General features: G+C 64.9%; 21 protein-coding genes and 1 pseudogene. 9 read left to right on the top strand and 13 right to left on the bottom strand.

Annotated features, from left to right (window positions below):
• The first annotated feature begins 3 nt into the window (after positions 1–3).
• Entirely contained in the window at positions 4–1,983 is a 1,980-nt protein-coding gene (betT, locus tag H4O10_RS03815; protein ID WP_021202110.1) for a choline BCCT transporter BetT, read from the top strand.
• 122 nt (positions 1,984–2,105) lie between these two features.
• The gene (locus H4O10_RS03810; RefSeq protein WP_005420848.1) at positions 2,106–3,377 is read left to right on the top strand and encodes a DUF2254 domain-containing protein; all 1,272 of its coding nucleotides are present in this window, start codon (positions 2,106–2,108) and stop codon (positions 3,375–3,377) included.
• A 72-nt stretch (positions 3,378–3,449) separates the two neighbouring features.
• Here H4O10_RS03810 and H4O10_RS03805 read toward each other — a convergent pair whose 3' ends face one another.
• The 5 genes from H4O10_RS03805 to H4O10_RS03785 are packed head-to-tail and all read right to left on the bottom strand — an operon-like array spanning position 3,450 to position 6,470.
• Positions 3,450–4,211 (bottom strand): sulfite exporter TauE/SafE family protein, encoded by a 762-nt coding sequence (locus H4O10_RS03805; protein WP_005420845.1) that lies wholly within the window; start codon positions 4,209–4,211, stop codon positions 3,450–3,452.
• An 18-nt stretch (positions 4,212–4,229) separates the two neighbouring features.
• Positions 4,230–4,667 (bottom strand): TIGR01244 family sulfur transferase, encoded by a 438-nt coding sequence (locus tag H4O10_RS03800; RefSeq protein ID WP_005420843.1) that lies wholly within the window; start codon positions 4,665–4,667, stop codon positions 4,230–4,232.
• Entirely contained in the window at positions 4,664–5,095 is a 432-nt protein-coding gene (locus tag H4O10_RS03795; RefSeq protein WP_005420840.1) for a DUF6691 family protein, read from the bottom strand. Before H4O10_RS03795 ends, H4O10_RS03800 begins: the two co-directional genes overlap by 4 nt.
• Positions 5,092–5,532: a hypothetical protein gene (locus tag H4O10_RS03790; RefSeq protein ID WP_005420838.1), complete on the bottom strand. Its 441-nt coding sequence runs from the start codon at positions 5,530–5,532 to the stop codon at positions 5,092–5,094. The genes H4O10_RS03795 and H4O10_RS03790 overlap by 4 nt, the downstream gene beginning before the upstream one ends.
• Entirely contained in the window at positions 5,529–6,470 is a 942-nt protein-coding gene (locus H4O10_RS03785) for an MBL fold metallo-hydrolase (protein WP_227832890.1), read from the bottom strand. Before H4O10_RS03785 ends, H4O10_RS03790 begins: the two co-directional genes overlap by 4 nt.
• 171 nt (positions 6,471–6,641) lie before the next feature.
• On the opposite strand from H4O10_RS03785, the gene H4O10_RS03780 reads away from it, so the two are divergent.
• The gene (locus tag H4O10_RS03780) at positions 6,642–6,935 is read left to right on the top strand and encodes a metalloregulator ArsR/SmtB family transcription factor (protein WP_021202108.1); all 294 of its coding nucleotides are present in this window, start codon (positions 6,642–6,644) and stop codon (positions 6,933–6,935) included.
• 203 nt (positions 6,936–7,138) lie between these two features.
• Here the strand turns inward: H4O10_RS03780 and H4O10_RS03775 are convergent.
• Positions 7,139–7,761 (bottom strand): annotated as a pseudogene (locus tag H4O10_RS03775) (tyrosine-type recombinase/integrase).
• Between the two features lie 950 nt (positions 7,762–8,711).
• Between H4O10_RS03775 and H4O10_RS03770 the strand changes: the two are divergent.
• Positions 8,712–9,617, top strand: a complete 906-nt coding sequence (locus H4O10_RS03770; protein WP_024957655.1) for an aspartyl/asparaginyl beta-hydroxylase domain-containing protein — start codon at positions 8,712–8,714, stop codon at positions 9,615–9,617.
• Positions 9,618–9,735: 118 nt separating this feature from the next.
• Here H4O10_RS03770 and speE read toward each other — a convergent pair whose 3' ends face one another.
• Positions 9,736–10,587: a polyamine aminopropyltransferase gene (gene speE / locus H4O10_RS03765; RefSeq protein ID WP_032127130.1), complete on the bottom strand. Its 852-nt coding sequence runs from the start codon at positions 10,585–10,587 to the stop codon at positions 9,736–9,738.
• 191 nt (positions 10,588–10,778) lie between these two features.
• Here speE and speA point away from each other — a divergent pair, with 191 nt between their 5' ends.
• Both speA and H4O10_RS03755 read left to right on the top strand, forming a co-directional pair.
• Complete coding sequence (gene speA, locus H4O10_RS03760; RefSeq protein WP_033834863.1) at positions 10,779–12,668, top strand: arginine decarboxylase; 1,890 nt, start codon at positions 10,779–10,781, stop codon at positions 12,666–12,668.
• 37 nt (positions 12,669–12,705) lie between these two features.
• Entirely contained in the window at positions 12,706–13,026 is a 321-nt protein-coding gene (locus H4O10_RS03755) for a DUF6122 family protein (RefSeq protein WP_019661547.1), read from the top strand.
• Positions 13,027–13,189: 163 nt separating this feature from the next.
• Here the strand turns inward: H4O10_RS03755 and H4O10_RS03750 are convergent, their stop codons facing one another.
• From H4O10_RS03750 to H4O10_RS03740, 3 genes are read right to left on the bottom strand one after another with little or no spacing between them, the layout of a single operon-like run.
• Positions 13,190–14,509, bottom strand: a complete 1,320-nt coding sequence (locus H4O10_RS03750) for a HAMP domain-containing sensor histidine kinase (RefSeq protein ID WP_033834862.1) — start codon at positions 14,507–14,509, stop codon at positions 13,190–13,192.
• Positions 14,506–15,165, bottom strand: a complete 660-nt coding sequence (locus H4O10_RS03745) for a response regulator transcription factor (protein WP_049402750.1) — start codon at positions 15,163–15,165, stop codon at positions 14,506–14,508. The genes H4O10_RS03750 and H4O10_RS03745 overlap by 4 nt, the downstream gene beginning before the upstream one ends.
• Positions 15,165–15,455, bottom strand: a complete 291-nt coding sequence (locus H4O10_RS03740) for a PepSY domain-containing protein (protein ID WP_033834860.1) — start codon at positions 15,453–15,455, stop codon at positions 15,165–15,167. The genes H4O10_RS03745 and H4O10_RS03740 overlap by 1 nt, the downstream gene beginning before the upstream one ends.
• A gap of 157 nt (positions 15,456–15,612) precedes the next feature.
• Here H4O10_RS03740 and H4O10_RS03735 point away from each other — a divergent pair, with 157 nt between their 5' ends.
• Positions 15,613–16,047: a PepSY domain-containing protein gene (locus H4O10_RS03735; protein ID WP_005411365.1), complete on the top strand. Its 435-nt coding sequence runs from the start codon at positions 15,613–15,615 to the stop codon at positions 16,045–16,047.
• A gap of 153 nt (positions 16,048–16,200) precedes the next feature.
• Here H4O10_RS03735 and H4O10_RS03730 read toward each other — a convergent pair whose 3' ends face one another.
• From H4O10_RS03730 to H4O10_RS03720, 3 genes are all read right to left on the bottom strand, one after another.
• Entirely contained in the window at positions 16,201–16,683 is a 483-nt protein-coding gene (locus tag H4O10_RS03730) for a hypothetical protein (protein WP_005411364.1), read from the bottom strand.
• Positions 16,684–16,809: 126 nt separating this feature from the next.
• Complete coding sequence (locus H4O10_RS03725; protein WP_049452257.1) at positions 16,810–18,018, bottom strand: FAD-dependent oxidoreductase; 1,209 nt, start codon at positions 18,016–18,018, stop codon at positions 16,810–16,812.
• Positions 18,019–18,029: 11 nt separating this feature from the next.
• Positions 18,030–18,524, bottom strand: a complete 495-nt coding sequence (locus H4O10_RS03720; RefSeq protein ID WP_049452258.1) for a lipocalin family protein — start codon at positions 18,522–18,524, stop codon at positions 18,030–18,032.
• A 182-nt stretch (positions 18,525–18,706) separates the two neighbouring features.
• On the opposite strand from H4O10_RS03720, the gene H4O10_RS03715 reads away from it, so the two are divergent.
• Positions 18,707–18,955 (top strand): hypothetical protein, encoded by a 249-nt coding sequence (locus H4O10_RS03715; protein WP_033834858.1) that lies wholly within the window; start codon positions 18,707–18,709, stop codon positions 18,953–18,955.
• 247 nt (positions 18,956–19,202) lie between these two features.
• A complete protein-coding gene (locus H4O10_RS03710; protein WP_049397258.1) occupies positions 19,203–21,632 on the top strand; it encodes a DUF3772 domain-containing protein in 2,430 nt (809 codons plus the stop codon).
• The last annotated feature ends 479 nt before the right edge of the window (positions 21,633–22,111 follow it).

Raw genomic sequence — 22,111 nt, 5'->3', positions numbered from 1 at the left:
TCCATGCAGAGCACGGCTCCGCAACATCCCCCCGTTCGCCAGCGGATTCTTCCGCAGGTGTTCATTCCCACGGCAGCCATCGTCATCGCGCTGCTGGCGCTTGCTGCCATCGTGCCCGATAGAGCCACGCGGTGGTTCACCGCGGCCAAGTCATGGGCTGCCAATGATGCAGGCTGGTTCACCATCCTTGCGGTGGCCGGCTTCCTGGTCTTCGTCGTCGGCGTCGCCATCAGCAGTTACGGCCGCATCAAACTCGGCCCTGACCACAGTACGCCGGACTACAGCTACGGCTCCTGGTTCGCCATGTTGTTCGCTGCCGGCATGGGCATCGGTCTGATGTTCTTCGGCGTTGCTGAGCCCATCATGCACTACGCCACGCCGCCGGTCGGCTCGCCCGAGTCGGCCGCAGCTGCCCGCCAGGCCATGCGCATCACCTTCTTCCACTGGGGCATCCACGCATGGGCGATCTACGCAGTGGTGGCGCTGTCGCTGGCGTACTTTGCCTACCGGCACAATCTCCCGCTGCGTGTCCGATCCGCACTGTATCCGCTCATCGGCGATCGTATCCACGGCCCGTTGGGGCATGCTGTAGACACGTTCGCCGCGCTGGGTACCATCTTCGGCCTGGCCACCTCGCTGGGGCTGGGCGTCATGCAGATCAACGCCGGCCTGAACTACCTGTTCGGCCTGGAGGTCAGTACGCTCGTCCAGGTTGGCTTGATCACCGTCATCACACTGGTGGCGACCGGCTCGGTCGTGGCTGGCCTGGACAGCGGCGTACGCAGGCTGTCCGAGCTCAACATGATCCTGGCGGCAGCGTTGCTGGCCTTCGTGCTGGTCTGTGGACCCACCGTGCACCTGATGCAGGCACTGGTGCAGAACACCGGCATGTACGTTTCCCAGCTGTTCTCGATGACCTTCAACCTTTATGCCTACGAACCCACGGGTTGGCTGGGTGGCTGGACGCTGTTCTACTGGGGCTGGTGGATTGCCTGGTCGCCCTTCGTTGGCATGTTCATCGCGCGCATCTCACGTGGACGCACCGTCCGTGAGTTCGTGGTGGGGGTGTTGCTTGTGCCGCTTGGCTTCACATTCCTCTGGATGACCATCTACGGCAACACCGCGTTGCACATGGTGCGGGCGGAGGGCATCCAGCAGTTGGTGCAGGCGGTCTCAACCGACAGCTCGATGGCGCTCTTCGAGTTCCTGGAGCACCTGCCGCTGACCATGCTGACCTCTTCGCTGGCGGTCATCCTGGTTGCGCTGTTCTTCGTAACCTCAGCGGACTCCGGTGCCCTGGTAATCGACATGCTTACCTCGAAGGGTGAGGAGGAATCGCCGGTCTGGCAGCGGATCTTCTGGGCGCTGCTGGTCGGCGGCCTTGCGATTGCCCTGCTGGTGGCCGGCGGCTTGGAATCATTGCAGGCGGCCACCATTGCCAGTGCGTTGCCATTTACGATCGTCATGATCCTGATGTGCTGGGGACTGCTGAAGGCCATGCATCTGGATGCAACCAAGCGCTCGATCCTGCGCGAGGCACGTATCTTGCCGGGTACCAGCGAGGATTGGCGGGCGCGCCTGCGCCTGCTGGCGCACAATCCGTTGAAGATCGAGGTGACCGGCTTCATCGAGCAGCGTGTCATCCCAGCATTGGAAGAGGTTGCGGCTGAGCTGCGCAAGCAGGATCTGCCGGTCCAAGTCTCCAAGGGGGAGGATGGTCGTGCGTGGCTGCAGGTTGGCCATGGCGAGGAGATGGACTTCTTCTACTCGGTACGGCCCCAGCCCTATGAGCCGCCGACGTTCGCCCTGCAGGATCCCCGTCGGCCGGTCAGCGAGGGTACCCGTCATTACCGTGCGGAGGTCTATCTGCGGGAGGGCGGGCAGGACTACGACGTCATGGGATGGACCAAGGTTCAACTCATCCACGATGTGCTCGATCAATACGAGCGCCACCGTCAGTTCCTGGACAAGGTGCGCTCGTAGAATCTGCACACAGATGCCGCCCGGAGTAGCGGCATCTGCCTTGGGTCGGGCATGACCCTGCGTTGACGTGGCCTCGGCGCCCGGCCGTGCTATTGATGGTCGAACTTTCCAGGAAGTAGCCCATGCTCACCAGATTGAGGCTTGCAGCCAGCAAAGTTACAAAGCGGATGTGGTTCCGCTCGACCCTGTATGGCGCCCTAGGCATCATCACGGCGTTGGCGGGCGCGTTCCTGAAGTTCCTCATTCCCGTCGGCCTTGCCGCACGGATCGGCGCAGATTCCGTCGGCAATATTCTTGGCATTCTTGCCGCGTCGATGCTGACGGTAACCACCTTCTCGCTGTCCACCATGGTCTCGGCATACGGGTCCGCGTCCAACAGCGCCACCCCGCGCGCGGCCCGCCTGCTGATCGAAGACACCCGGGCCCAAGGTGCGCTGGCCACCTTCATTGGTGCCTTCCTGTTCTCGATCGTGGGCCTCATCGCGCTCAGCACCGGCATCTACGGAGATAGCGGCCGGCTTGTACTGTTCGGGGCAACCATCGCGGTCATCATCGTCATCACAGTGACGTTGCTCCGGGCTATCGAGCAGTTCTCACGCTTTGGCCGCGTCGGCGAAACCATCGATCTGGTGGAGCGGGCGACCCAAGTGGCAATGAAGCGCCGCGCCGAGGAGCCTTCGCTCGGCGGAGCCAGTGCGGTTCGGGTAGGAGAGGGGGCGGTGCAGCTGGTCGGCGATCAGGTGGCCTACGTTGAACACGTGGATGTCGGGCGGATCAACGCCATTGCGCAGGAACATGATCTACGCGTTCATCTGCTCTGCCAGCCGGGTACGTTCGCAACCCCAACCCGTCCGTTGATAGCCATCGAGGGAAATCTACTTCCTGAAGTACAGAGTGAAGTGATCTCAGCCATTTCCTTTAGCGACGCGCGCTCCATCGAAAATGACCCACGGTTCGGGCTGGTCGTGCTTGCGGAAATTGCCCAGCGAGCCATGTCACCTGCGGTGAACGACCCTGGGACCTGCATCGACGTCATCGGGACATGTGTCAGGCTGCTCTGTGCATGGTCCAGCCACGCAGGGGACGCTGCGACAGGCGAGGTGCTGTATCCGCGCGTGCACGTGCAGTGTCTCGACGTACGCGACATGTTTGAGGACGCGTTCACTCCGATTGCCAGGGATGCCGCCGCGTCCCTGGAGGTCAGTATCCGGCTGCAGAAGGCCTTCGCAGCGTTGGCAGGGTCCTCGAATGAAGCGACAAGAGTCGCATCACAGGCGCATGCCCGCATCGCGTTGGAGCGCGGCCTATTGGCCATGGATTTCGAAGCTGATCGCGAGGCGCTTCGAGCCGTCGCATCTTATTTGACTCTGGAAGATGTGGACCACCGTTCGTAGTGTCTTCCTATCAAAGCCTTTGAAGCGCTGCGCTGGCTATCAGTGCTCGGCTGTGGTCTGGAGCACATCCGGTCAGCTCACCTTCCACAGCATGTATGCGGCGGTAATGAAGATCAGTACTGCAAATACCGTGTTCAGAGCTCCACGATAGTTGGCAAGCTTCGTCGAAATTGCTGCTCCTGCAGTACCGCCAGCCATCCCGGCAACGACGAACACTGCCGCGAGCTTCCAGTTGATCAGGCCTGCATGCGCGTAGTTCAGTGCGGTGGTCATGCCGAATGCGGCGACGGCGAGGAGCGAGCTTCCGACTGCGGCAATGATCGGCATTCCCGTCGCGGCCACAAGTGCGGGCACGATGAGGAAACCTCCGCCAATGCCAAAGAAGCCAGAAAGCCCACCGGCAGTGGCGCCCAGCCCAATCAGTGCGGGTGCATTGCGCCTGCCGAGCCGAGCGTCCGCGAAGCCAAGCGTGTTGCGCCTGCGAAGCATGGCGATGCCGACAATGACCATGACCACAGCAAACAGAGCCAGCAGTCTCTTGCCGTCGAACGCCTTGCCCAAGCTGGAACCCAGGTAGGCGCCCGCGATCCCCGCCAAGGCGAAGACCGAGGCACAGGGCCAGCGAACATTCCCTTTACGGGCATGCATCACCAGATTCGACACCGCATTGACCGCCACTGCCAGGGCGCTGGTGCCGATAGCCACATGCGGATCTTCCACCCCGACCACGTAGAGCATCAGTGGTACCGCAAGGATGGATCCGCCCCCACCAACCACGCCAAGGACGAAGCCGACCAGGACGCCAGACAGGCCGCCCAGCACCCACTGCAGCATAGATAGCGTTTCCATATGTCAGTCGGCGGACGCCGGACCTTGCTGCAGCCGTGTTGCGATGGAGGAAAGGTCGTAGCCTGCGTCCGAAGCAACAGACAGGACGTCAGCAAATGCCGCTCCATTGTGAACGACTTCCGACAGCGCCCACAGCATCGCAGCACGGGTGCCGGTTCTGCAGTACGCGACAACAGGGCGTGGCAGCGCGTCGATCAACTTGGCAAAGGTATGCACCTGATCATCGGTAATAACACCAGGCACTACCGGAAGATAGGCAAACTGCATGCCCGCCTGGTCGCAGGCAGCCTGCAGCGCATGGTGACTGGGCTGCTCCGGCTGTTCGTCGTCGGGCCGGTTGCAGATCACGCTCGCAAAGGCCTGCTCCTTCAGGGCTTCAATGTCCTTTGGCAGGAGCTGACCGGACACCTTGAGGCTGGCAGAGAGTGGCTTGAGGTTCATGGTTGTCCCGTAGTTGCGGTGGGGCGATGAATGAGGCCATGCAGGAGCACGCCAGCGATCATTGCCGTGGCAAAGATGATCGCGAAGGGCTGGCCGGTTCCCAGCAACGCGATGGCCGGGCCGGGACACACTCCGGCCAGTCCCCAACCCAGGCCGAATATCGCCGCACCGATGACCAGGCGCCGATCGATGATGCGAAGGGTGGGAATGTGCAGCGATGCGGCAAGCAGTGGTGTTCCTCGGGCGCGTATCCACAGGTAGGCTGCGCCGGAAGGAATCAGTGCGCCCAGCATGACCAGCGCCAGGGAGGGGTCCCAGGCGTCGCTCACATCCAGGAAAGCAAGCACGCGGGCTGGGTTGGCCATATCGGATACGACCAGGCCCAATCCGAAGAGTGCGCCGCACAGGAACGCGGCAAGACGGATCATGCCGGGCCTCCGGTCGCAATCTGTACCAGGGTTGCCGTGGCCATGCCCACGAGCATGAACACGCAGGTCGCCACCACCGAACGCGGCGATGCCCGGCCTAGTCCGCAGACACCGTGCCCACTGGTACAGCCAGCGCCAAGGCGAGTTCCGTAACCCACCAGCAGTCCGGCAATCACCAATACCACTGCTCCGTTTGCGGAGAGCGCCGGCAGGGGTATGGGCCTGGCCACCATTGCCAAGCCTGACGCCAGGGCAAGTCCCGCCAGGAACAGGGCAGCACTGCTGCGTCCGCCGTCACCCGGCATGCCCAGTGTCCTGGCAAGCAGACCCGAGATGCCAGCAACGCGCCCGAGAAGGAGTAGATAGGCTCCGGCCGCTGTTCCGATCATCGCACCGCCAGCGAGCGGCCAATACCAGGCCAGATGAGAGAGCGTCATAGCAGGTCCACCGGCAGCTTGAGGTAGCGCACGCCGTTTTCTTCGGGTTCGGGCAGATGGCCGGCGCACATGTTGACCTGCACTGACGGCAGGATCAGCCGTGGCATCGGAAGCGTGGCATCACGAGCCTCCCGCAGTTCCACGAACATGGCTTCACTCACGCCCTCGTGCACATGCATGTTTGTTGTCCTTTCGGCACCGATGGTTGTTTCCCATGCGAAATGGTCCCGGCCGGTGGCTTTGTAGTCATGGCACAGGAATACGCGGGCGGCGTCGGGCAGGGACAGCAGGCGCTGGATCGAGCGATACAACTGGCGCGCCGAGCCACCTGGAAAGTCGCATCGGGCGGTGCCGTAGTCCGGCATGAACAGCGTGTCTCCAGGAAATACGGCGTCGCCGATCACGTACGCCAGACAAGCCGGGGTATGGCCTGGCACGTGCAGCGACATCGCGTGCAGATTACCGATGCGGAAGGAGGCACCGTCGGCGAACAGGCGATCGAACTGGCTGCCATCCCGCTTGAATGCAGTGCCGGCGTTGAAGACCTTGCCGAAGGTTTCCTGGACTGCGGTGATGTGTTCGCCAATAGCCAGCGCGCCTCCCACCTGCTCCTGCAGCCATGGAGCCGCGGACAGGTGGTCGGCATGCGCGTGGGTTTCCAGCAACCATTGCACCTGTAGGCGCTCGGCCCGCACGTAGTCCACCAACGCCGATGCGGAGGCAGTGGAGGTGCGGGCTGCGGCCATGTCGAAGTCAAGGACGCTGTCGATGATGGCGCACGCTGAAGAAGATGGATCGCGTACGACGTGACTGGCAGTGAAAGTGGCAGGATCGAAGAAGGTCTTTACATGAGGCGAGGGGAGCAGGCCGGCACGGGCATCGTTGACGACGCGGACAGCCTGCTCCAAGGGGGCGTCTACCGCTACGGATTGGTTCACGACTGGCTCCGGGGGGATTGGTTGCTTAATCATTACATAGTTACATAAGGTGTGCAACTATAGAAGCATGCTAGACTGGGCGCCTTCCCCATGGTGTTTGCATCACATCACCCGGCCAAGTTGCCCTTACCCGTGACCAGCCCCCCATTCAGCCCGTCAGACCTAGCCACGATGAAGGAGCGCGTGCCCGAAGTGGCCGAGTTGCTGCGCTTCATGGCCACTCCCTCCCGCCTGTTGCTGCTGTGCCAGCTCGCGCAAGGTGAAATGACGGTGAGCGGACTGGAGGACGCCACCGGCATCCGACAGCCGGCGCTCTCCCAGCAACTGGCCGAACTCCGCCAACGAAAGCTTGTAGCGACCCGACGGGAATCGCGGTCGATCGTCTACCGCATGGCAGACCCGCGCGTTGCAGCACTGCTGGGCGCGATGCATGGGATCTTCTGTGCGGACGATACATCAACTTGAAGTGGCCTAAGGCGTCTAGAAGGGACGGGCTAGACTCACTGACCTAGGGGAATTTAGGCCATCGGCGTAGTCTGCCCCAAAACCAATTGACCGCAGCAGGCTCGAGGTCTGCTGCGGCCTAGGGATGTTTATCAGGGATGGGGTGGATGTCTGCTTATGGCCGCTCCTCGACCTTCGATGGGCAAGGAGCGACCCTTATGGACTCAGACATCAGTCTGCTCGGCAATCTCTAAGGCATCATCGACCTCGATGCCTAGGTAACGCACGGTGCTCTCGAGCTTCGTGTGCCCAAGCAATACTGGACAGCCCTGAGGTTTCGCGTCCTGCGGTAGATCAACGAAGCTTTTGTCCTGCGCATCGTGTGCGTGCCATAGGAACCCGACTCGAGACCAGCTTCCTCAACCCAGCGGTGGACAATCCTGGCGTACTGTCTCGTCGAAAGCTGGGGCGAGTCCGACCCGTGGGTCGCGAACAGGAAGTCCGAGGCCTTCAGGTCAGCATGAGTGATCCAGGCCTGTACAGCCTCGCGAGTCGATTGGGTAATTTCGAACTGGACAGGGCGACCGGTCTTCTGTTGCATCACCATAGCTCGCGAAGCCATCTGCCTGCCGTGAGATACATCGGACACCCGGAGTTTCACCAAGTCGCAGGCGCGGAGCTTGGAGTCAATTGCCAGATTGAATAGGGCTAGATCTCGAACCTTGTGGCCAAGCTGAAGTCTGATCCGGATGGCCCAGATATCTTTCAGCTTGAGCGGCGCCTTCTGACCGATCAGCTTTCCCTTGTTCCAGGGCTCGTGGGGCTGGTGTGTGTGAATAATTGCCATGACCTACTCCTGTTGAAGGGGGGTGGTCAGGCTTCGCCCGAGCCTAGAAGCAAGGCGTGATGCGACCGGAAGCGGACGCCTTGCCCGGCGGCTTCCGGGAGGCATCTGTCTTAGAGAAACGCTGTCTCTAGCAGTCCACCGGAGAGATAGATGCTCGACACTGCCTCGAAATCTCTGGACGCCACGGCTAGCGATGCCAGCTTCTGGCATGAAGCAGCCGTGAGATTCAACAGGGGCGAGGGCGACAGCGTACGGCCCGTGGCGGACGAAACATCTGGCGATGTCGAGCACTACTGGTCCTGAGTCGCTAACGCCAACGGCATGCTTCGTTCGACTTCCAAGGCCGCGAACCTTCGTAGGGCACCTAAAGGGTCTCCTTACTTGTTAAGGACCGACAAGTTTGGACCGACGTCAGGGCGGTGCTTGCCTCCTTGGCCGTTGGCTAGGGCCAAGGAGCCGCGGACGTCAGCTCTGCCCCTGAACCACTGCAACCATAGGTTTCCAGCTCTTGCGCAACCATAGGTTCAGCAAAAGCGCAAACCTATGGTTGCCCGTCTACGAACCGGTGTTACAGGGAGTTACTAAGTTTTCGTTAATTTTAGTACTCGCCAGTTCGCTATTCCACGATTTGTCGGAGAAATGTCAGGGGCGTGGCTGGAACAGTTCGTCGCGCTCAATCGGACAATTATGTCTCACTTGGTCGGCGGTTCTTTCCGAATCAATAGGTTGGGCGTCGCATCGGTTCGTTCATCCGCGGCCCGCTGAACGTCGCGCACGTCCGGCTTGACCCCGACGCACGGCCTGCCGACCATAAGCTGTTAATTCGCGACATCGGCGGCCGCACCCTTCGGCACGTCCCCGTTCCCTGCCGCGTTCCTTACCGATGCTGGCCACCAGGCCGTGCATCGCCCCGATTCCCGTTCCGGCCGCGGCTGGAGGAAAGTGCTTTGATCATCAAAATCGTCATTGCAGCGCTGTTCGTGGCCTGCGTGCTGTACATCCACTTCCGTGGCAAGGTCCGCGCGCGCTGGTCGCGCCAGCTGCTGGATCACTCCAGTTTCATGGCCCCGATCAACGTGGTCATGTACATGTTCTCGAAGGTGCCGACCACGCCGTTCCTGGATCCGGCCAAGGAGTTCCCGCAGCTGGAGCCGCTGCGCCAGAACTGGCAGATGATCCGCGATGAGGCGCTGGCGCTGCGCGATGCGCAGAAGATCGCCGCGTCCAGCACGTTCAATGATGCCGGTTTCAATTCGTTCTTCCGCCGTGGCTGGAAGCGCTTCTACCTGAAGTGGTACGGCCCGTCGCACCCGTCGGCGAAGGCGATGTGCCCCAAGACCACGGCGTTGCTGGAGTCCCTACCGGACGTGCGTGCGGCGATGTTCGCGCAGCTGCCGTCGGGCAGCGAGCTGCGTCCGCACCGCGACCCGTTCGCTGGTTCGCTGCGCCTGCACCTGGGCCTGGCCACGCCGAACAACGACGGCTGCTACATCGAAGTGGACGGCATCAAGAAGAGCTGGCGCGATGGCGAGTGGATGATGTTCGACGAGACCTACATCCACCACGCGCACAACGAGACGCCCGATGACCGCGTGATCCTGTTCTGCGACATCGCCCGCCCGCTGCGCTTCGGCCTGCCGGGGCTGTTCAACCGCGCGGTGGCGGCCACGTTGCTGGCCGGTGGTGCCTCGCCGAACCTGCCGGGTGACCCGACCGGTGGCGTCAACAAGGCGTTCGGCAGCGTCTACAAGGTGCGCCTGAAGGCCAAGGCACTGCGCGAGCGCAGCGTGGTGGCCTACCAGCTGATCAAGTGGGGCCTGGTGGTGGCGGTGATTGCCGGTATCTGGGCGCTCTGATCGTTGCATGAGGTTGCCGGCCAGCGGCCGGCACTACCGGAACATGAAAAAACCCGCGCTGGCGACAGCGCGGGTTTTTCTTTTGCATGGGTGGGTGCCGACCGTTGGTTGGCACGCCTTACTTCAGTGCCGCCTGCACGAACGGCGGGGTCACCAGCACGCCGGTGTGCAGCGCGGCGGTGTAGTACAGGGTGTTGAAGGTCTTGGCAGCCGAGTCGGCCTGGCGGAAATCGAAGCTGCTGTCGCCCTTGCGCGCCATGGTCACGCTCCACCAGCCGGTGGGGTAGCACGGCTGCGGGAATGGCAGGGTCTTGAACGAACCGAAGCCGGCCTTGCCCATCTCGGTGCGCATTTCGTTGATCAGGTCCAGCTGCATCAGCGGCGACTCGGACTGCTGCACCAGGATGCCGTCGTCCTTCAGGGCCTTGAAGCAGCTCTCGTAGAAGGCCTTGTTGAACAGGCCTTCACCCGGGCCGACCGGGTCGGTCGAGTCCACGATCACCACGTCCACGCTGCCGGCCGGGCAGTTGGCCATGTAGGCCACGCCGTCATCGAACAGCAGCTCGGCGCGGGCGTCGTCGTTGGAGTCGCACAGTTCCGGGAAGTGCTTGCGCGCCATCACCGTGACCTGCTCGTCGATATCGCACTGGGTCACGCTCTCCACGCCGGTGTGCTTGAGCACTTCGCGCAGGGTGCCGCAGTCGCCGCCACCGATGATCACCACGCGCTTGGGTGCGGCGTGGGTGAACAGCACCGGGTGGCTGATCATCTCGTGGTAGAAGAAGTTGTCCTTGCTGGTCAGCATGATGGCCCCGTCGATGGTCATCAGGTTGCCCCAGTCGGTGGTCTGGAAGATCTCGATCTTCTGGAACGGCGACTGCACCTCGTCCAGCTTGCCGGTGATGCGGTAGCCGATGGCCGAGCCGGTGCGCTCGAAGTGTTCGATGTACCAGTTGTTGCTGTCAGTCATTGGAAAACAGTCCTGTTCGGAGGGGTGGAGCCGGGCTGGCGGGCGGGGCCGCGTGGCACAGATGCCACATCCGGACGGATCGGCCCGTTCAGGTTGGAACCTGTCACGGGCGCGGGCGCGCATGATAACGAACCTGTGGGCATATAGGCGTTATCATGCCCCCCCTTTTACTGCCAACAAGGCCGACTGAAATGACCGATTGGTCCCTCGACCAAGCCCGCAAGACCTACTCGATCCCGCATTGGGCGGACGGTTACTTCGACGTGGATCAGGCCGGGCACATGGTGGTGAGACCGACCGGGGCGGACGGCCCGGTGGTGTCGCTGCCCAAGGTGGTCGATGCGGCGCGCGCGGCCGGTGCCAAGCTGCCGCTGCTGGTGCGCTTCCCGGACATCCTCGGCCAGCGCCTGGGCAAGCTGCAGGCGGCCTTCGCCCAGGCCCAGCAGGACTGGGAGTACAGCGGTGGCTACACCGCCGTGTACCCGATCAAGGTCAACCAGACCCGCGGCGTGGCCGGCACCCTGGCCAGCCACCACGGCGAGGGCTTCGGCCTGGAAGCGGGCAGCAAGCCCGAGCTGATGGCCGTGCTGGCGCTGTCGCGCCCGGGTGGCCTGATTGTCTGCAACGGCTACAAGGACCGCGAGTACATCCGCCTGGCCCTGATCGGCCGCAAGCTGGGCCTGCAGACCTTCATCGTCATCGAGAAGCCGTCCGAGCTGAAGCTGGTGCTGGAAGAGTCCAAGGCGCTGGACGTGAAGCCGGGCCTGGGCGTGCGCATGCGCCTGGCCTCGCTGGGCGCCGGCAAGTGGCAGAACAGCGGTGGTGACAAGGCCAAGTTCGGCCTGTCGCCGCGCCAGCTGCTGGACCTGTGGAAGTCGCTGCGTGACACCGAGTACGCCGACTGCCTGAACCTGCTGCACTTCCACATGGGCTCGCAGATCTCCAACGTGCGCGACATCGCCAACGGCATGCGCGAAGCCACCCGCTACTTCGTGGAGCTGTCGCGCCTGGGCGCGAAGATCACCCACGTCGACGTGGGCGGTGGCTTGGGCGTGGACTATGAAGGCACCCGTTCGCGCAGCTTCTGCTCGATCAACTACGGCCTGCATTCCTATGCCAGCAACATCGTGCAGCCGCTGGCCAATGCGTGCGAAGAATTCGGCCTGACCCCGCCGCGCATCGTGACCGAGTGCGGCCGCGCGATGACCGCGCACCACGCGGTGCTGATCGCCAACGTCTCGGAAGTGGAAGAGGCGCAGGAAGGCCGCGTGCCGGACCAGCACGACGACGAACCGGCGGCGATTCGGCACCTGCGCGAGATCCACGACGAGCTGGACGTGCGCCCGGCGGTGGAGCTGTTCCAGGAAGCGCAGCATTTCCATGCCGAAGGCCTGGCCAGCTACGCGCTGGGTCAGATCGACCTGCCGCAGCGTGCGCGTATCGACGATCTGTTCTACGCCATCGCCCACGGCGTGCGTGCGCGCCTGAGCTATGACGAGAAGAGCCACCGCCCGGTGCTGGACGAACTGAACGAGCGCCTGGTCGACAAGTACTTCGTCAACTTCAGCGTGTTCGAATCGATCCCCGACGTGTGGGCAATCGACCAGGTGTTCCCGATCGTACCGATCGAGCGCCTGGACGAGACCCCGGACCGTCGCGGCATCATCGCCGACATGACCTGCGACTCGGACGGCATGGTGGAAACCTATGTCGAGAACGAGAGCCTGGACAGCTCGCTGCCGCTGCACAGGATGAAGCCGGGCGAAAGCTACCGCATCGGTTTCTTCATGGTCGGCGCCTACCAGGAGATCCTGGGCGACATTCACAACCTGTTCGGTGATACCGACGCGGTGGAAGTGCTGGCCGATGCCGATGGCTACGCCATCACCCAGCAGCGCCGTGGTGACACCACCGACGTGATGCTCGATTACGTGGGTTACCGCCTGGACGAACTGCGTGCGACCTATGCGCAGCGCGTGGCCGAGGCCCAGTTGTCGCCGGAACGTGCGCAGGAGTTGTCGGAGGCGCTGGAAGCCGGCCTGACCGGTTACACCTACCTGTCCGACGAACCGCTGGTCTGATGGACGGCGCCGGGTTTGCCCGGCGCCGCCGTTGCCGATGAGCGCGCGCGCGATCTTCCACCTGTTCCTGCATGCCGCCGTGCCAGCCCTGCTGGCATGGCTGTTCTGGCGCAAGCGCTTTGCCTCGGCATGGTTGCTGATGCTGCTGGGCTGGATCATCGATCTGGACCACCTGCTGGCCGACCCGATCTATGCACCGAACCGCTGCAGCATCGGTTTCCACCCGCTGCACACCGCACCGGCGATTGCCGTGTATGCAGGCCTGTGCGTGCCGAAGAGAACGCGGTTGTTCGGCATCGGTTTGATCATCCACATCGTGCTGGACGCGATTGATTGCTGGTGGATGCATCACCGTTGATGCTTGGTGCGTGTCGACCAAGGTCGACACCTACCGGGTGCACGGCGACCGGTAGGATTGGTGCTTGGTAGAGCCGGCCGCTGGCCGGCTTCCGCAGGGCGTTTCCGGTTACTACGTGGGCGCCGGCCAGCGGCCGGCACTACCCACCGTTAGGTTGGCCGCTTCACGCCACCGGCAACCACAACGTTGCGCGCAGGCCGGGCTGCGCATTCTCCAGCGCCAGGCGCCCGCCATAACTGGCGGCGATATCGCCCACGATCGCCAACCCCAATCCACTGCTGCCCTCGCGCTCATCCAGGCGTACACCACGCTGTGTGACCTGGGACAGCGCATCCGCCGCCAGGCCAGGGCCGTCATCACGCACTTCGATGCGTAACTGCCCGTCGTGGGCTTCCGCTTCGACAGTGACCTGCTGTTGCGCCCACCGCCCGGCGTTGTCCAACAGATTACCCAGCATCTCTTCCAGATCCGCACTGGCACCGGCGAACTGCAACGCCGGATCAATGCCTTCCGCTGTGAACGCAATGCCGCGTTCGCCATGCACGCGTGCCATCAGCCGGCACAGCGCCTGTCCGACAGTCGCCACGTCGGTGCGTTGGCGATGGTCGGCGGCCAACCCAGCGGCCAGGTAGCGGTCGACACTGGCCTGCATGCGGGCGCTCTGCTCACGAACGGTCGCCCGCCAGTCCCCGCCGTCGCCGTCGGCCTCGGTGGCCAATACGCTCAGCGGGGTTTTCAGCGCATGCGCCAGATCCTGTGCGCTGGTACGCGCGCGCGCGACCATGCGTTGCTGGTGCTCCAGCAGCGCGTTGAGTTCTTCGCCCAGTGGCGCGACCTCCGCCCCAAGTCCCTGCGTCTCGATGCGCTGCGCATCGCCGCGCCGAACCCGTTCCAGCTGTGCGCCGAGGCGGTGCAGCGGACGCAATCCGAAGTGCACCTGGCTGGCCAGCACAGCCAGCCAGGCCGCGACCAGCACGCCCAGCGCGATGGCGGTGCGCTTGCGGAACGCGGCCACATCCGCATCCAGCGCGCTGCGGTCGGTGGCAACCACGGCGACGAACGGTGCGCTGGCGCGCGGCAGGCGCACCTGCTGCACGCGTGCACGCAGGGATTGCTGTAGTGGCCCAGCCAGATTGCGCGTGGCCGCACCTGTGGCCATGGCCGGCAGGGTTTCATCCCACAGCGAGCGCGACTGCAACAGCACGCGGCCATCGGCACCGGCAATCTGCCAGTAGGCACCGGAGAACACGCGCTGGAAGCGCGCGTCATTGGGTTCCTGGCGCAGACGCAGCTGTCCTTCCGGGTCCACTTCGGCCTGCGCCAGCAGGGTCAGCATGTCCTGCTGCAGTTCGTGGTCGAGGCGGTCACGCGCGCTGCGCTTGAACAGTTCGCCCAGCAGCGCGCTGGCCAGCAGCGAAACCAGCAGCAGGCCGGCGCCACCAGCCAGCAGCAGGCGCCGCCGCAGCGAGGGTTGCCGGCTCACGGCGCGGCCAGCCGCCAGCCCTGGCCGCGCACGGTCTGAATCAGATCGATGCCGAGCTTGCGGCGCACGCGTCCGAGCAGCACGTCCAGCGCATTGGAGTCCGGGTCGTAGCCGCCGTCGAACACCTGTTCGCCCAGGCGGTCGCGGCCGATCACCTGGCCGCTGTGGTGGATGAAGTAACTGAGCAGGCGGAACTCCTGCGGGCTGAGCGACAGCGGTTGGCTGTCCAGCTCGAAACGGCCAGCGTTGACGTCCAGCTGCAGTGGTCCGCAGTGCAGGCGCGGGCTGGCGTGGCCATGGCTGCGGCGGATCAGGGCGCGCAGGCGCAGCACCAGTTCGTCGGCCTGGAACGGTTTGGTGAGGTAATCGTCGGCGCCTGCGTCGAAGCCGGCCAGCTTGTCGTGCCAGCGCCCGCGTGCGGTCAGCACCAGCACCGGGAAGCTGCGGCCGTTGCCGCGCCAGCGCTCGATCACGCTCAATCCGTCCAGCCCGGGCAGGCCCAGGTCGACGATGGCCGCCTGCAGGTCTTCGATCTGGCCGATCTCCTCGGCCTGGCGGCCGTCGGCGACCACGTGCACCACGTAGCCGGCCTGTTCCAGCAGGGGCACCAGGCGCTGTGCCAGTGCGGCATCGTCTTCGGCCAACAGGATGCGCATCAGTCGTCCAGCTCCGTCTTCAGCAGCTTTCCGCTGCGCGCATCATAGTCCAGCTCCACCACCACGCCGTCGCTGCGCAGGATCTCCACTTCGTAGACGCCGTCGTCCAGCTCCACTTCCAGCAGTTGGCCCGGAAAGCGCTTGAGCGCATCGCGCACCACGCTTTCCAATGGCACGTAGCGGCCCTGCTGCACGGCGCGGCGCGCGACCTGCTGCGCCGGGTCCTGTGCGGGCGCGGCGGCGGTCGGGGCGCTGGCCAGGGCCAGCAGCAGGGGCAGGGTGGAGAGCATCGGGGCGCGGGGAGGACTGTAGGACTAGGCGTGAGTGTGGCGGAGGTGACTAACAGCTGGTTAACAGTGCCGGCTAAGGCGCTGTTAACCACGGGGTGCATTGTGGCGTTGCCGGGATGGTCCGGCCACGAACACGAACACGAACAGGAGAACCCCCATGTTGAAGTCACTCACCCTCGCCACTGTTGCCCTGCTGGCCGTCGCGCCGGCCGTACAGGCTGCGCCGCTGGGCATGGCCCAGGTTGAACAGACCCTGCGCAAGGCCGGCTACACCCAGATCCACGAGATCGAACGCGATGATGGCCTGTGGGAGGCTGACGTGAGCCGCGCCGATGGCCGCTTCAGCGAGGTCTACGTGGACCCGAAGACCGGCGAGATCTTCGATGAGCACAGCAGCCGCGCGCTGTTGACCACCGAGCAGGTGTTGGCACGGGCACAGGCGCATGGCCTGCGCGAGATCCATTCGCTGGAACGCGATGGTGCGACCTGGTCACTGGAAGCCCGCAATGCCCGCAACCAGAAGGTGGAGGTGCGCCTGAGCGGTTATGACGGCCGCATCCTGCACAGCGAGCGCGATGGCTGGCTGGATTGATTCGCGTGCGGGTAGGTGCCGGCCGCTGGCCGGCACGGAATGCAGAGCGTGTCGACCAAGGTCGACACCCACCGGCACATGCAAGGTCGACACCTACCAAGCGTACGCAGCGATAGTGGCCGACCTTGGTCGGCCCAGGCCCGACGCGGGGCGTTACCAGCCAAACGGCGGCGGGTAATCCCAATAGCCCGGGCCGCGGCCGTAGTAGCCGCCGTACGGGCCGAAGAAGCCCGGGCCCTTGCCTTCGCTCACGTGGATGTTGACGTTGACCCCGTGGGTCTTGCCCTCATCGGTGGTGTAGTTCTTGCTCAGGTTCAGCGTGGCGGCGTTGTAGTGGCTGTTGCCACCGTTCTTGGAATAGCCGATGCCGGTGGTGAAGCTGCCGGATACCTTGACCTTGTCGTCGGTGACGTCGGCGATCTTCGCGTCGTCGTGTACGCGCGGGCCGCTCTTGTCACCGTAGTACGTGCCCGGCGGATCCTGCTGCAGGGCCGGGTCGTTGAGGTAGCGCATCGGCGCCTGCGGCAGCGTCAGGTCCAGGCCGGCAGCCTGCGGCGCGGTGGCGCCGGCGGCGGACTGGGCCAGCACGGTTCCCGGCAGGGCCAGGCACAGCAGCAGGGTCAGGGGGCGGATCATGACGGTGCTCCAGCGGACAGATGGCCGCGCAACACGCGGCGGTACAGGCCGACGCTAGCAGGGGCTGCTTGAATGATGCCTGTCGGCGCCCGCTCGCGGTAGAGCCAGGCCATGCCTGGCTGCAGGCTACAAGCGCCCGAACCCGAACAGCCCCGCCAGCGGATGCGCCCGCCGCTCGATCCCGGCCCGCAGCAGCTGCGCGCCGATCATCGAATAGGTGATGCCGTTGCCGCCGTAGGCCATGGCGAAGTGCACCCGCGGCCCCCACTGATCGTGCGGGCCGAAGAACGGCAGGCCGTCCGCCGTTTCGGCGAAGGTGCCGGCCCAGGAAAACGCCGGCACCGGGTCCAGCCGTGGGAACCAATGCAGCAGCTGCTTCATCAGCTTGTCGGCCTTGCTCTGAACGCGCCGGTCGCGGCGGGCGGGGATGTCGATGGCGTCGTCCAGCCCGCCCACCAGCAGGCGACGGTCGCCTGTGGCGCGCAGGTACAGGTAGGGGCGGGCGCTCTCCCACACCATGGTGGTGCGCAGCCGGCCAAGCACGTCCGCATCGATGGGATCGGTGATGAAGGCGTAGCTGCTGCGGTCGCGTGCAACCCGTTGCTTGAGCCAGCGCTGGCTGGCATAGCCCATGGCCAGCACCACGTGGCGGGCGCGGATGGTTGCACCGTCTTCGGTACGGGCGGTCACCCCGCGCGCAGTGGCGTCGAGGCTGTGCAGCACCGTGCGGTCATGCACGTGGCCGCCGCGCCGACGCAGGCGCTGCAGCAGCGCATAGGTCAGCCGATACGGATCGACCCGCGCCGCCTGGCGCGTGAGCAGGGCACCACCGGCGTCCACGTCGAAGCGTTCCTGCAGTGCCTCCGGGCCCAGCCAACGGGCATCCAGGCCGATGCTGCGCCGCGCCTCACCTTCGGCCATCAGGCGCGGAACGTCGCGATGGCGGCTGGCCAGGTACAGGCTGTCCATGCGCTGGAAATCCACGTCCTTCAACCCGCGTGCCACGTCGCCCAGCGCTGGGATTGCTTCCGCACACGCCCGGTAGGCAAGCGCCGCGGCGTCTTGGCCATAGCGCTGGGCCAGTTCCAGCAGGTGGGTGTCGATCTCGTACTGCAGCAGCGCGGTGCTGGCAGCGGTGCTGCCCCAGCCGATGTCACGCTGCTCGATCACCGCCACGTCGTGGCCATGCCCGGACAACTCGTCGGCAATCAGCGAACCGGTGATGCCGCCGCCGACCACCAGCACGTCGCAGCGCAGATCCCGCTCCAGCGGTGGGAAGGCGTGGATCAGGCCGTTGCGCACCGCCCACCACGGGTAGCCACTCTTCAGGTCCATGAGTGGGCGGCTCAGGCTGTGGGGCGACCGGTGTGCGGAGTGTGGATCAGTTCGGACAGATCGAAGCCCTGCAGGCGGGCGGTGGCCAGATAATGATCCTGCACGGTGGCGTCCAGTTGCGGTTCGCGGGCCAGCAGCCACAGGTACTTGCGGTCCGGGCTGCCGACCAGCGCCACGCTGTAGTCCGGAGCGACCTGGATCACCCAGTAGTCGCCCTTGGCGAACGGCAACCAGCGCAGGCCCTTGGGCAGGAAGCTCACCTCCAGCCGCGCGCTGTCGTTGTCGACGGCACAGGCCTCGCCGGTGGCTTCCTCGAGGTCGCCGTCCATGCGGCAGCGGTTGGTGACGCCGACGTTGCCGTTGTCGAGCAGGGTGTAGTGCGCCGACACGTCGGTGCAGCCTTCCGGCTCGTGGCGCATCGGCAGGCGTGCGATTTCGTACCAGGTGCCCAGGTAGCGGGGTAGCTTGAGGTCGGCGACGGTCTTCAGCGGCGGGTGGTCGGTCATCGGCGGTCGTGGCAGGGGTGGGCCTCCACGATGCCGATGGCCTTGCCATGGGCGGGTGAAGCCGGGGCGATGGCCGTGTCCAGAACGTTCCGTCGCCGCTGCGGCGTGCCCGTTGTCACCGGCGTGGCGGTATGCTGCCGCCAGCGCCGTGTTTTCCTGATCCAACCGAGGTGGAGGTGCCGATGTACCAGGTAATCCTGTTGAAGAGTGAATCCGCGTTCGCACGCGAGCAGTGGCCGCAGGTTGATGACCTGGTCGACTACGAGGGCGTCAGCTACAGCCTGCGTGCCGGCCCGCGCCAGCCGCTGCCCACCGACCACGACTGGCACCCGGTGGCGGTGTATGCGCCCGATGAGATCACCGAGGAAGAGTTCCAGGACTGGTACGCGCTGCAGCAGCCGGTCGTGGAAGAGCTGCGCCTGAAGTACTGACTTCGCCGGCGTGGCGTGCGTGCGCGCGGAAACGCAGGCGGGGTGAACCGACGGGATAGAGTCGATTCGCCCGGCCACGAACACCCCGCCGCAATCGCCAGGCCGTTATCGCCCCGTCGTGACCACCCCGCGCCATCACCCCGTCGAAGCTCCCATCGCGGTGGGTGTGGTCCTCTGCCCCACCATCCGGCCTTTACCGCCTGTGCCGTATAGTCGCGCGCAGGCGCGGTGGTCCGCGCGAAACGGTGTGGCTGGCGTGTCTTCTTTCCTGCGATCGATCCGTGCACGGGGGCCTTGGCTGGCCCTGCTGCTGTGCACTGCCTTCCTGCTGTCCGCACCGGTGCTGGCCCAGGATGAGGACCCCACGCCGAAGCAGCAACTGGCGGACATCGATTCCAGGCTGAAGGAGGTCGAGCGCAAGCGGGGCGATGCAGAGGCCATCGAGACACTGGCGATGCTGTCCGAGAATGCCTCGCAGGCCCGGCGCGATGCCGAAGCGCTGGAGAAGGCGTTGCAGCCGCAGCTGGATCGGATCAGCGAACAGCTGGCGCAGCTGGGCACGCCTGCGGAAGGCACCACCGAACCGCCGGAACTGGCCGCGCAACGACGCACCATCACCAAACAGCGCGACGGCCTGGCCGCGTCGGTAGCGCAGGCCAAGGCCAGTGCCGTGCGTGCCCAGCAGCTGGCAGCCGACATCGACCAGCAGCGCACTGCGCAACGCGCCGAAGACATGGGGAAGAAGGTCGCCTCGCCGTTGTCTCCGGCGCTGTGGAGCAAGGTGGCCGAGCGCCTGCCGATCGATATCGCACGCGTTGCGCCGTTGGCCGAGCAGGGGCGCGATACGTTTGTTGCTGGTGTCCGGGCCAATGGCTGGGGCACGCCGTTGCTGGGCCTGCTGGCCGCGCTGGTGATGATGTTCCCGCTGCGGCTGTGGCTGCGCAGGCTGGGGCGGCGCTTTGCGGCGTCCGAGCGTGCGCCGGACGGTCGCCTGCGGCGATCCGGCCTGGCCATGTGGCTGCTGCTGGTCGGTACGCTGCTGCCCGGCTATGCCGTGGTGGTGCTGATGGCAGCGCTCGATGCGATCGATGCGATCGCGCCGCGCCTGCAGGTGGTGGCCGACGGCCTGGAGACGGCCACCTTCCGCGCCGCCTTCATCGCGGCGCTCAGCGCGTGCATGCTGGTACCCAAGCGTCCGTCGTGGCGTTTGCTGAATCTGGATGACACCGCCGCACTCAAGCTGCGCAAGTACGCGTGGGGCGCGGCGGCGCTGGCCTGGCTGAGCACGGTGCTGGTCGCCCTCGATCAGGCCACGCGTACCAGCGACGTCACCACGGTGGCGCTGGACGGCCTGATTGCGCTGACCTACCTCGGCCTGATCATGGCCATGCTGGTGACCCTGGCACGCCTGCATCGCCGGCAGACCGCCGAGGCCGAGGCCAAGCTGGAGGCACAGGCCGATGGCGTGGGCGCGGCCACGCCGGTGCGTCGCAGCAGCTGGCTGGTACTGGCCCGGGTAGCGGGCAACATCGCGGTGGTGGCGGCCATCATTGCCACGTTGCTGGGCTACCTGAACTTCGCCAAGTTCGTGAACCAGCAGCTGATCGGCGGCAGCATCGTAGTGCTGGCCGCGACCCTGCTGTTCAAGTTCGTCGATGACCTGAGCACCTGGATGCTCAACGCCGACAGCAAGGTTGGCCAGACCATCCTGCTCAGCACCGGCCTGAGCGTATCGCGGCTGGAGCAGGCCGGCGTGCTGCTGTCGGCGGCGTTGCGTACCATCGTCGTACTGATCGCGCTGCTGGCCCTGGTGGCACCGTTCGGCAACATCGGCGCGGTGGTGGAGCGCTTCACTTCACTGTTCACGACCGGATTCGATATCGGTGGCACCAAGCTGGCACCGGCGGGGATCGTGTTGGCGGTACTGGCGCTGCTGGCCGGCCTGGCGATCACCCAGCTGGTGCAGCGCTGGTTGACCGACACCTACCTGCCCAAGACCGAACTGGACCTGGGCGCACGCAACTCGGTCAGTACCGTTGCCCGTTACGTGGGCATCATCATCGCGGTGATCTGGGCGCTGTCGGCCATGGGCCTGCAGTTGAGCAAGCTGGCGTTGCTGGTCAGTGCGCTGTCAGTGGGTATCGGTTTCGGCCTGCAGGTGATCACCCAGAACTTCGTCTCCGGCTTGATCCTGCTGGCCGAGCGCCCGGTGAAGATCGGCGACTGGGTGAAGCTGGGCGACCAGGAGGGCGACATCCGCCGCATCAGCCTGCGTTCGACCGAGATCCAGGTGGGCGACAAGTCGACGCTGATCGTGCCCAACTCCGAGCTGGTCACCAAGACCGTGCGCAACATGACGATGGGCAACAACCAGGGCCGCATCCAGATCCAGTTCGCGGTGCCGCCCAGCACCGATGTCGGCAACCTGCGGCAGGCGTTGCTGGATGCGTACACCGCGCATACCAACGTGCTGAAGCAGCCGGCGCCGACGGTCTACATCGACAGCATTGCCGGTGGCCAGATCACCATCAACAGCTTCGCGTACGTGGCCAGCCCGCGGCAGGTCTACGCCACCCGCAGCGATCTGTACTTCAGCCTGCTGCAGATACTGGCGGAGCGGAACATTCCGCTGTCGACCCCGACCGATATCCACATCACCCGCGATCCGCAGGAGTAGGGGTTTTTGCAGGGCTGCGCCCTGCACCCGTGGTAGTGCCGGCCGCTGGCCGGCAACCTCAGAAGCAACCGGAACCGCAGGCATTCCGTGGTTTGGCGGGGCGGTGTCGGAGTGCGGGGACGCCGTGAATCCGTCCATGGAGGCTTGGCAGCCGCATCCATGCGGCTGACACCCCACACTCCGACACCGCCCCACCTCTGACAGATTCCTGCGGCTGTCGGTAGGTGTCGACCTTGGTCGACATTTCTGTCAGATATCGAAATCAATCTGGGATCAGATCCGTTTTCCTCCGGAAAACGGATCTGATCCCATCGGCATGTCCAACAGACCGCAGCAAACTGTCGAAGGCGGTGTGGGTCCGGTTGCGGGGGCGTGAGCCGCATGGATGCGGCGACCGAGCTTACATGGGTGAGGGCGCTTTGCTTGCGAAGCACTGCTTCGCAAGCGCCCGAACGCACAGCCGCCAGCGGCTGGGCCGG

It is taken from the genome of Stenotrophomonas sp. I18B00994, assembly GCF_014145825.1.
GTDB classification, from domain to species: domain Bacteria; phylum Pseudomonadota; class Gammaproteobacteria; order Xanthomonadales; family Xanthomonadaceae; genus Stenotrophomonas; species Stenotrophomonas maltophilia.
The sequence above is the reverse complement of the archived record's forward strand: the minus strand, read 5'-3'. Positions and strand labels throughout refer to the sequence as shown.

Bases quoted from the DNA above. Each gene is read 5' to 3' on its own strand.
- H4O10_RS03790 (WP_005420838.1), bottom strand. From the start codon at position 5,532: ATGACGCTCTCTCATCTGGCCTGGTATTGGCCGCTCGCTGGCGGTGCG.
- H4O10_RS03720 (WP_049452258.1), bottom strand. From the start codon at position 18,524: ATGACCGACCACCCGCCGCTGAAGACCGTCGCCGACCTCAAGCTACCC.
- H4O10_RS03715 (WP_033834858.1), top strand. From the start codon at position 18,707: ATGTACCAGGTAATCCTGTTGAAGAGTGAATCCGCGTTCGCACGCGAG.
- H4O10_RS03805 (WP_005420845.1), bottom strand. From the start codon at position 4,211: ATGCTGCAGTGGGTGCTGGGCGGCCTGTCTGGCGTCCTGGTCGGCTTC.
- H4O10_RS03730 (WP_005411364.1), bottom strand. From the start codon at position 16,683: ATGATCCGCCCCCTGACCCTGCTGCTGTGCCTGGCCCTGCCGGGAACC.
- H4O10_RS03725 (WP_049452257.1), bottom strand. From the start codon at position 18,018: ATGGACCTGAAGAGTGGCTACCCGTGGTGGGCGGTGCGCAACGGCCTG.
- H4O10_RS03810 (WP_005420848.1), top strand. From the start codon at position 2,106: ATGCTCACCAGATTGAGGCTTGCAGCCAGCAAAGTTACAAAGCGGATG.
- H4O10_RS03800 (WP_005420843.1), bottom strand. From the start codon at position 4,667: ATGAACCTCAAGCCACTCTCTGCCAGCCTCAAGGTGTCCGGTCAGCTC.
- H4O10_RS03780 (WP_021202108.1), top strand. From the start codon at position 6,642: ATGAAGGAGCGCGTGCCCGAAGTGGCCGAGTTGCTGCGCTTCATGGCC.
- betT (WP_021202110.1), top strand. From the start codon at position 4: ATGCAGAGCACGGCTCCGCAACATCCCCCCGTTCGCCAGCGGATTCTT.
- speE (WP_032127130.1), bottom strand. From the start codon at position 10,587: ATGACTGACAGCAACAACTGGTACATCGAACACTTCGAGCGCACCGGC.
- H4O10_RS03795 (WP_005420840.1), bottom strand. From the start codon at position 5,095: ATGATCCGTCTTGCCGCGTTCCTGTGCGGCGCACTCTTCGGATTGGGC.
- H4O10_RS03740 (WP_033834860.1), bottom strand. From the start codon at position 15,455: ATGCTCTCCACCCTGCCCCTGCTGCTGGCCCTGGCCAGCGCCCCGACC.
- H4O10_RS03735 (WP_005411365.1), top strand. From the start codon at position 15,613: ATGTTGAAGTCACTCACCCTCGCCACTGTTGCCCTGCTGGCCGTCGCG.
- H4O10_RS03755 (WP_019661547.1), top strand. From the start codon at position 12,706: ATGAGCGCGCGCGCGATCTTCCACCTGTTCCTGCATGCCGCCGTGCCA.
- H4O10_RS03745 (WP_049402750.1), bottom strand. From the start codon at position 15,165: ATGCGCATCCTGTTGGCCGAAGACGATGCCGCACTGGCACAGCGCCTG.
- speA (WP_033834863.1), top strand. From the start codon at position 10,779: ATGACCGATTGGTCCCTCGACCAAGCCCGCAAGACCTACTCGATCCCG.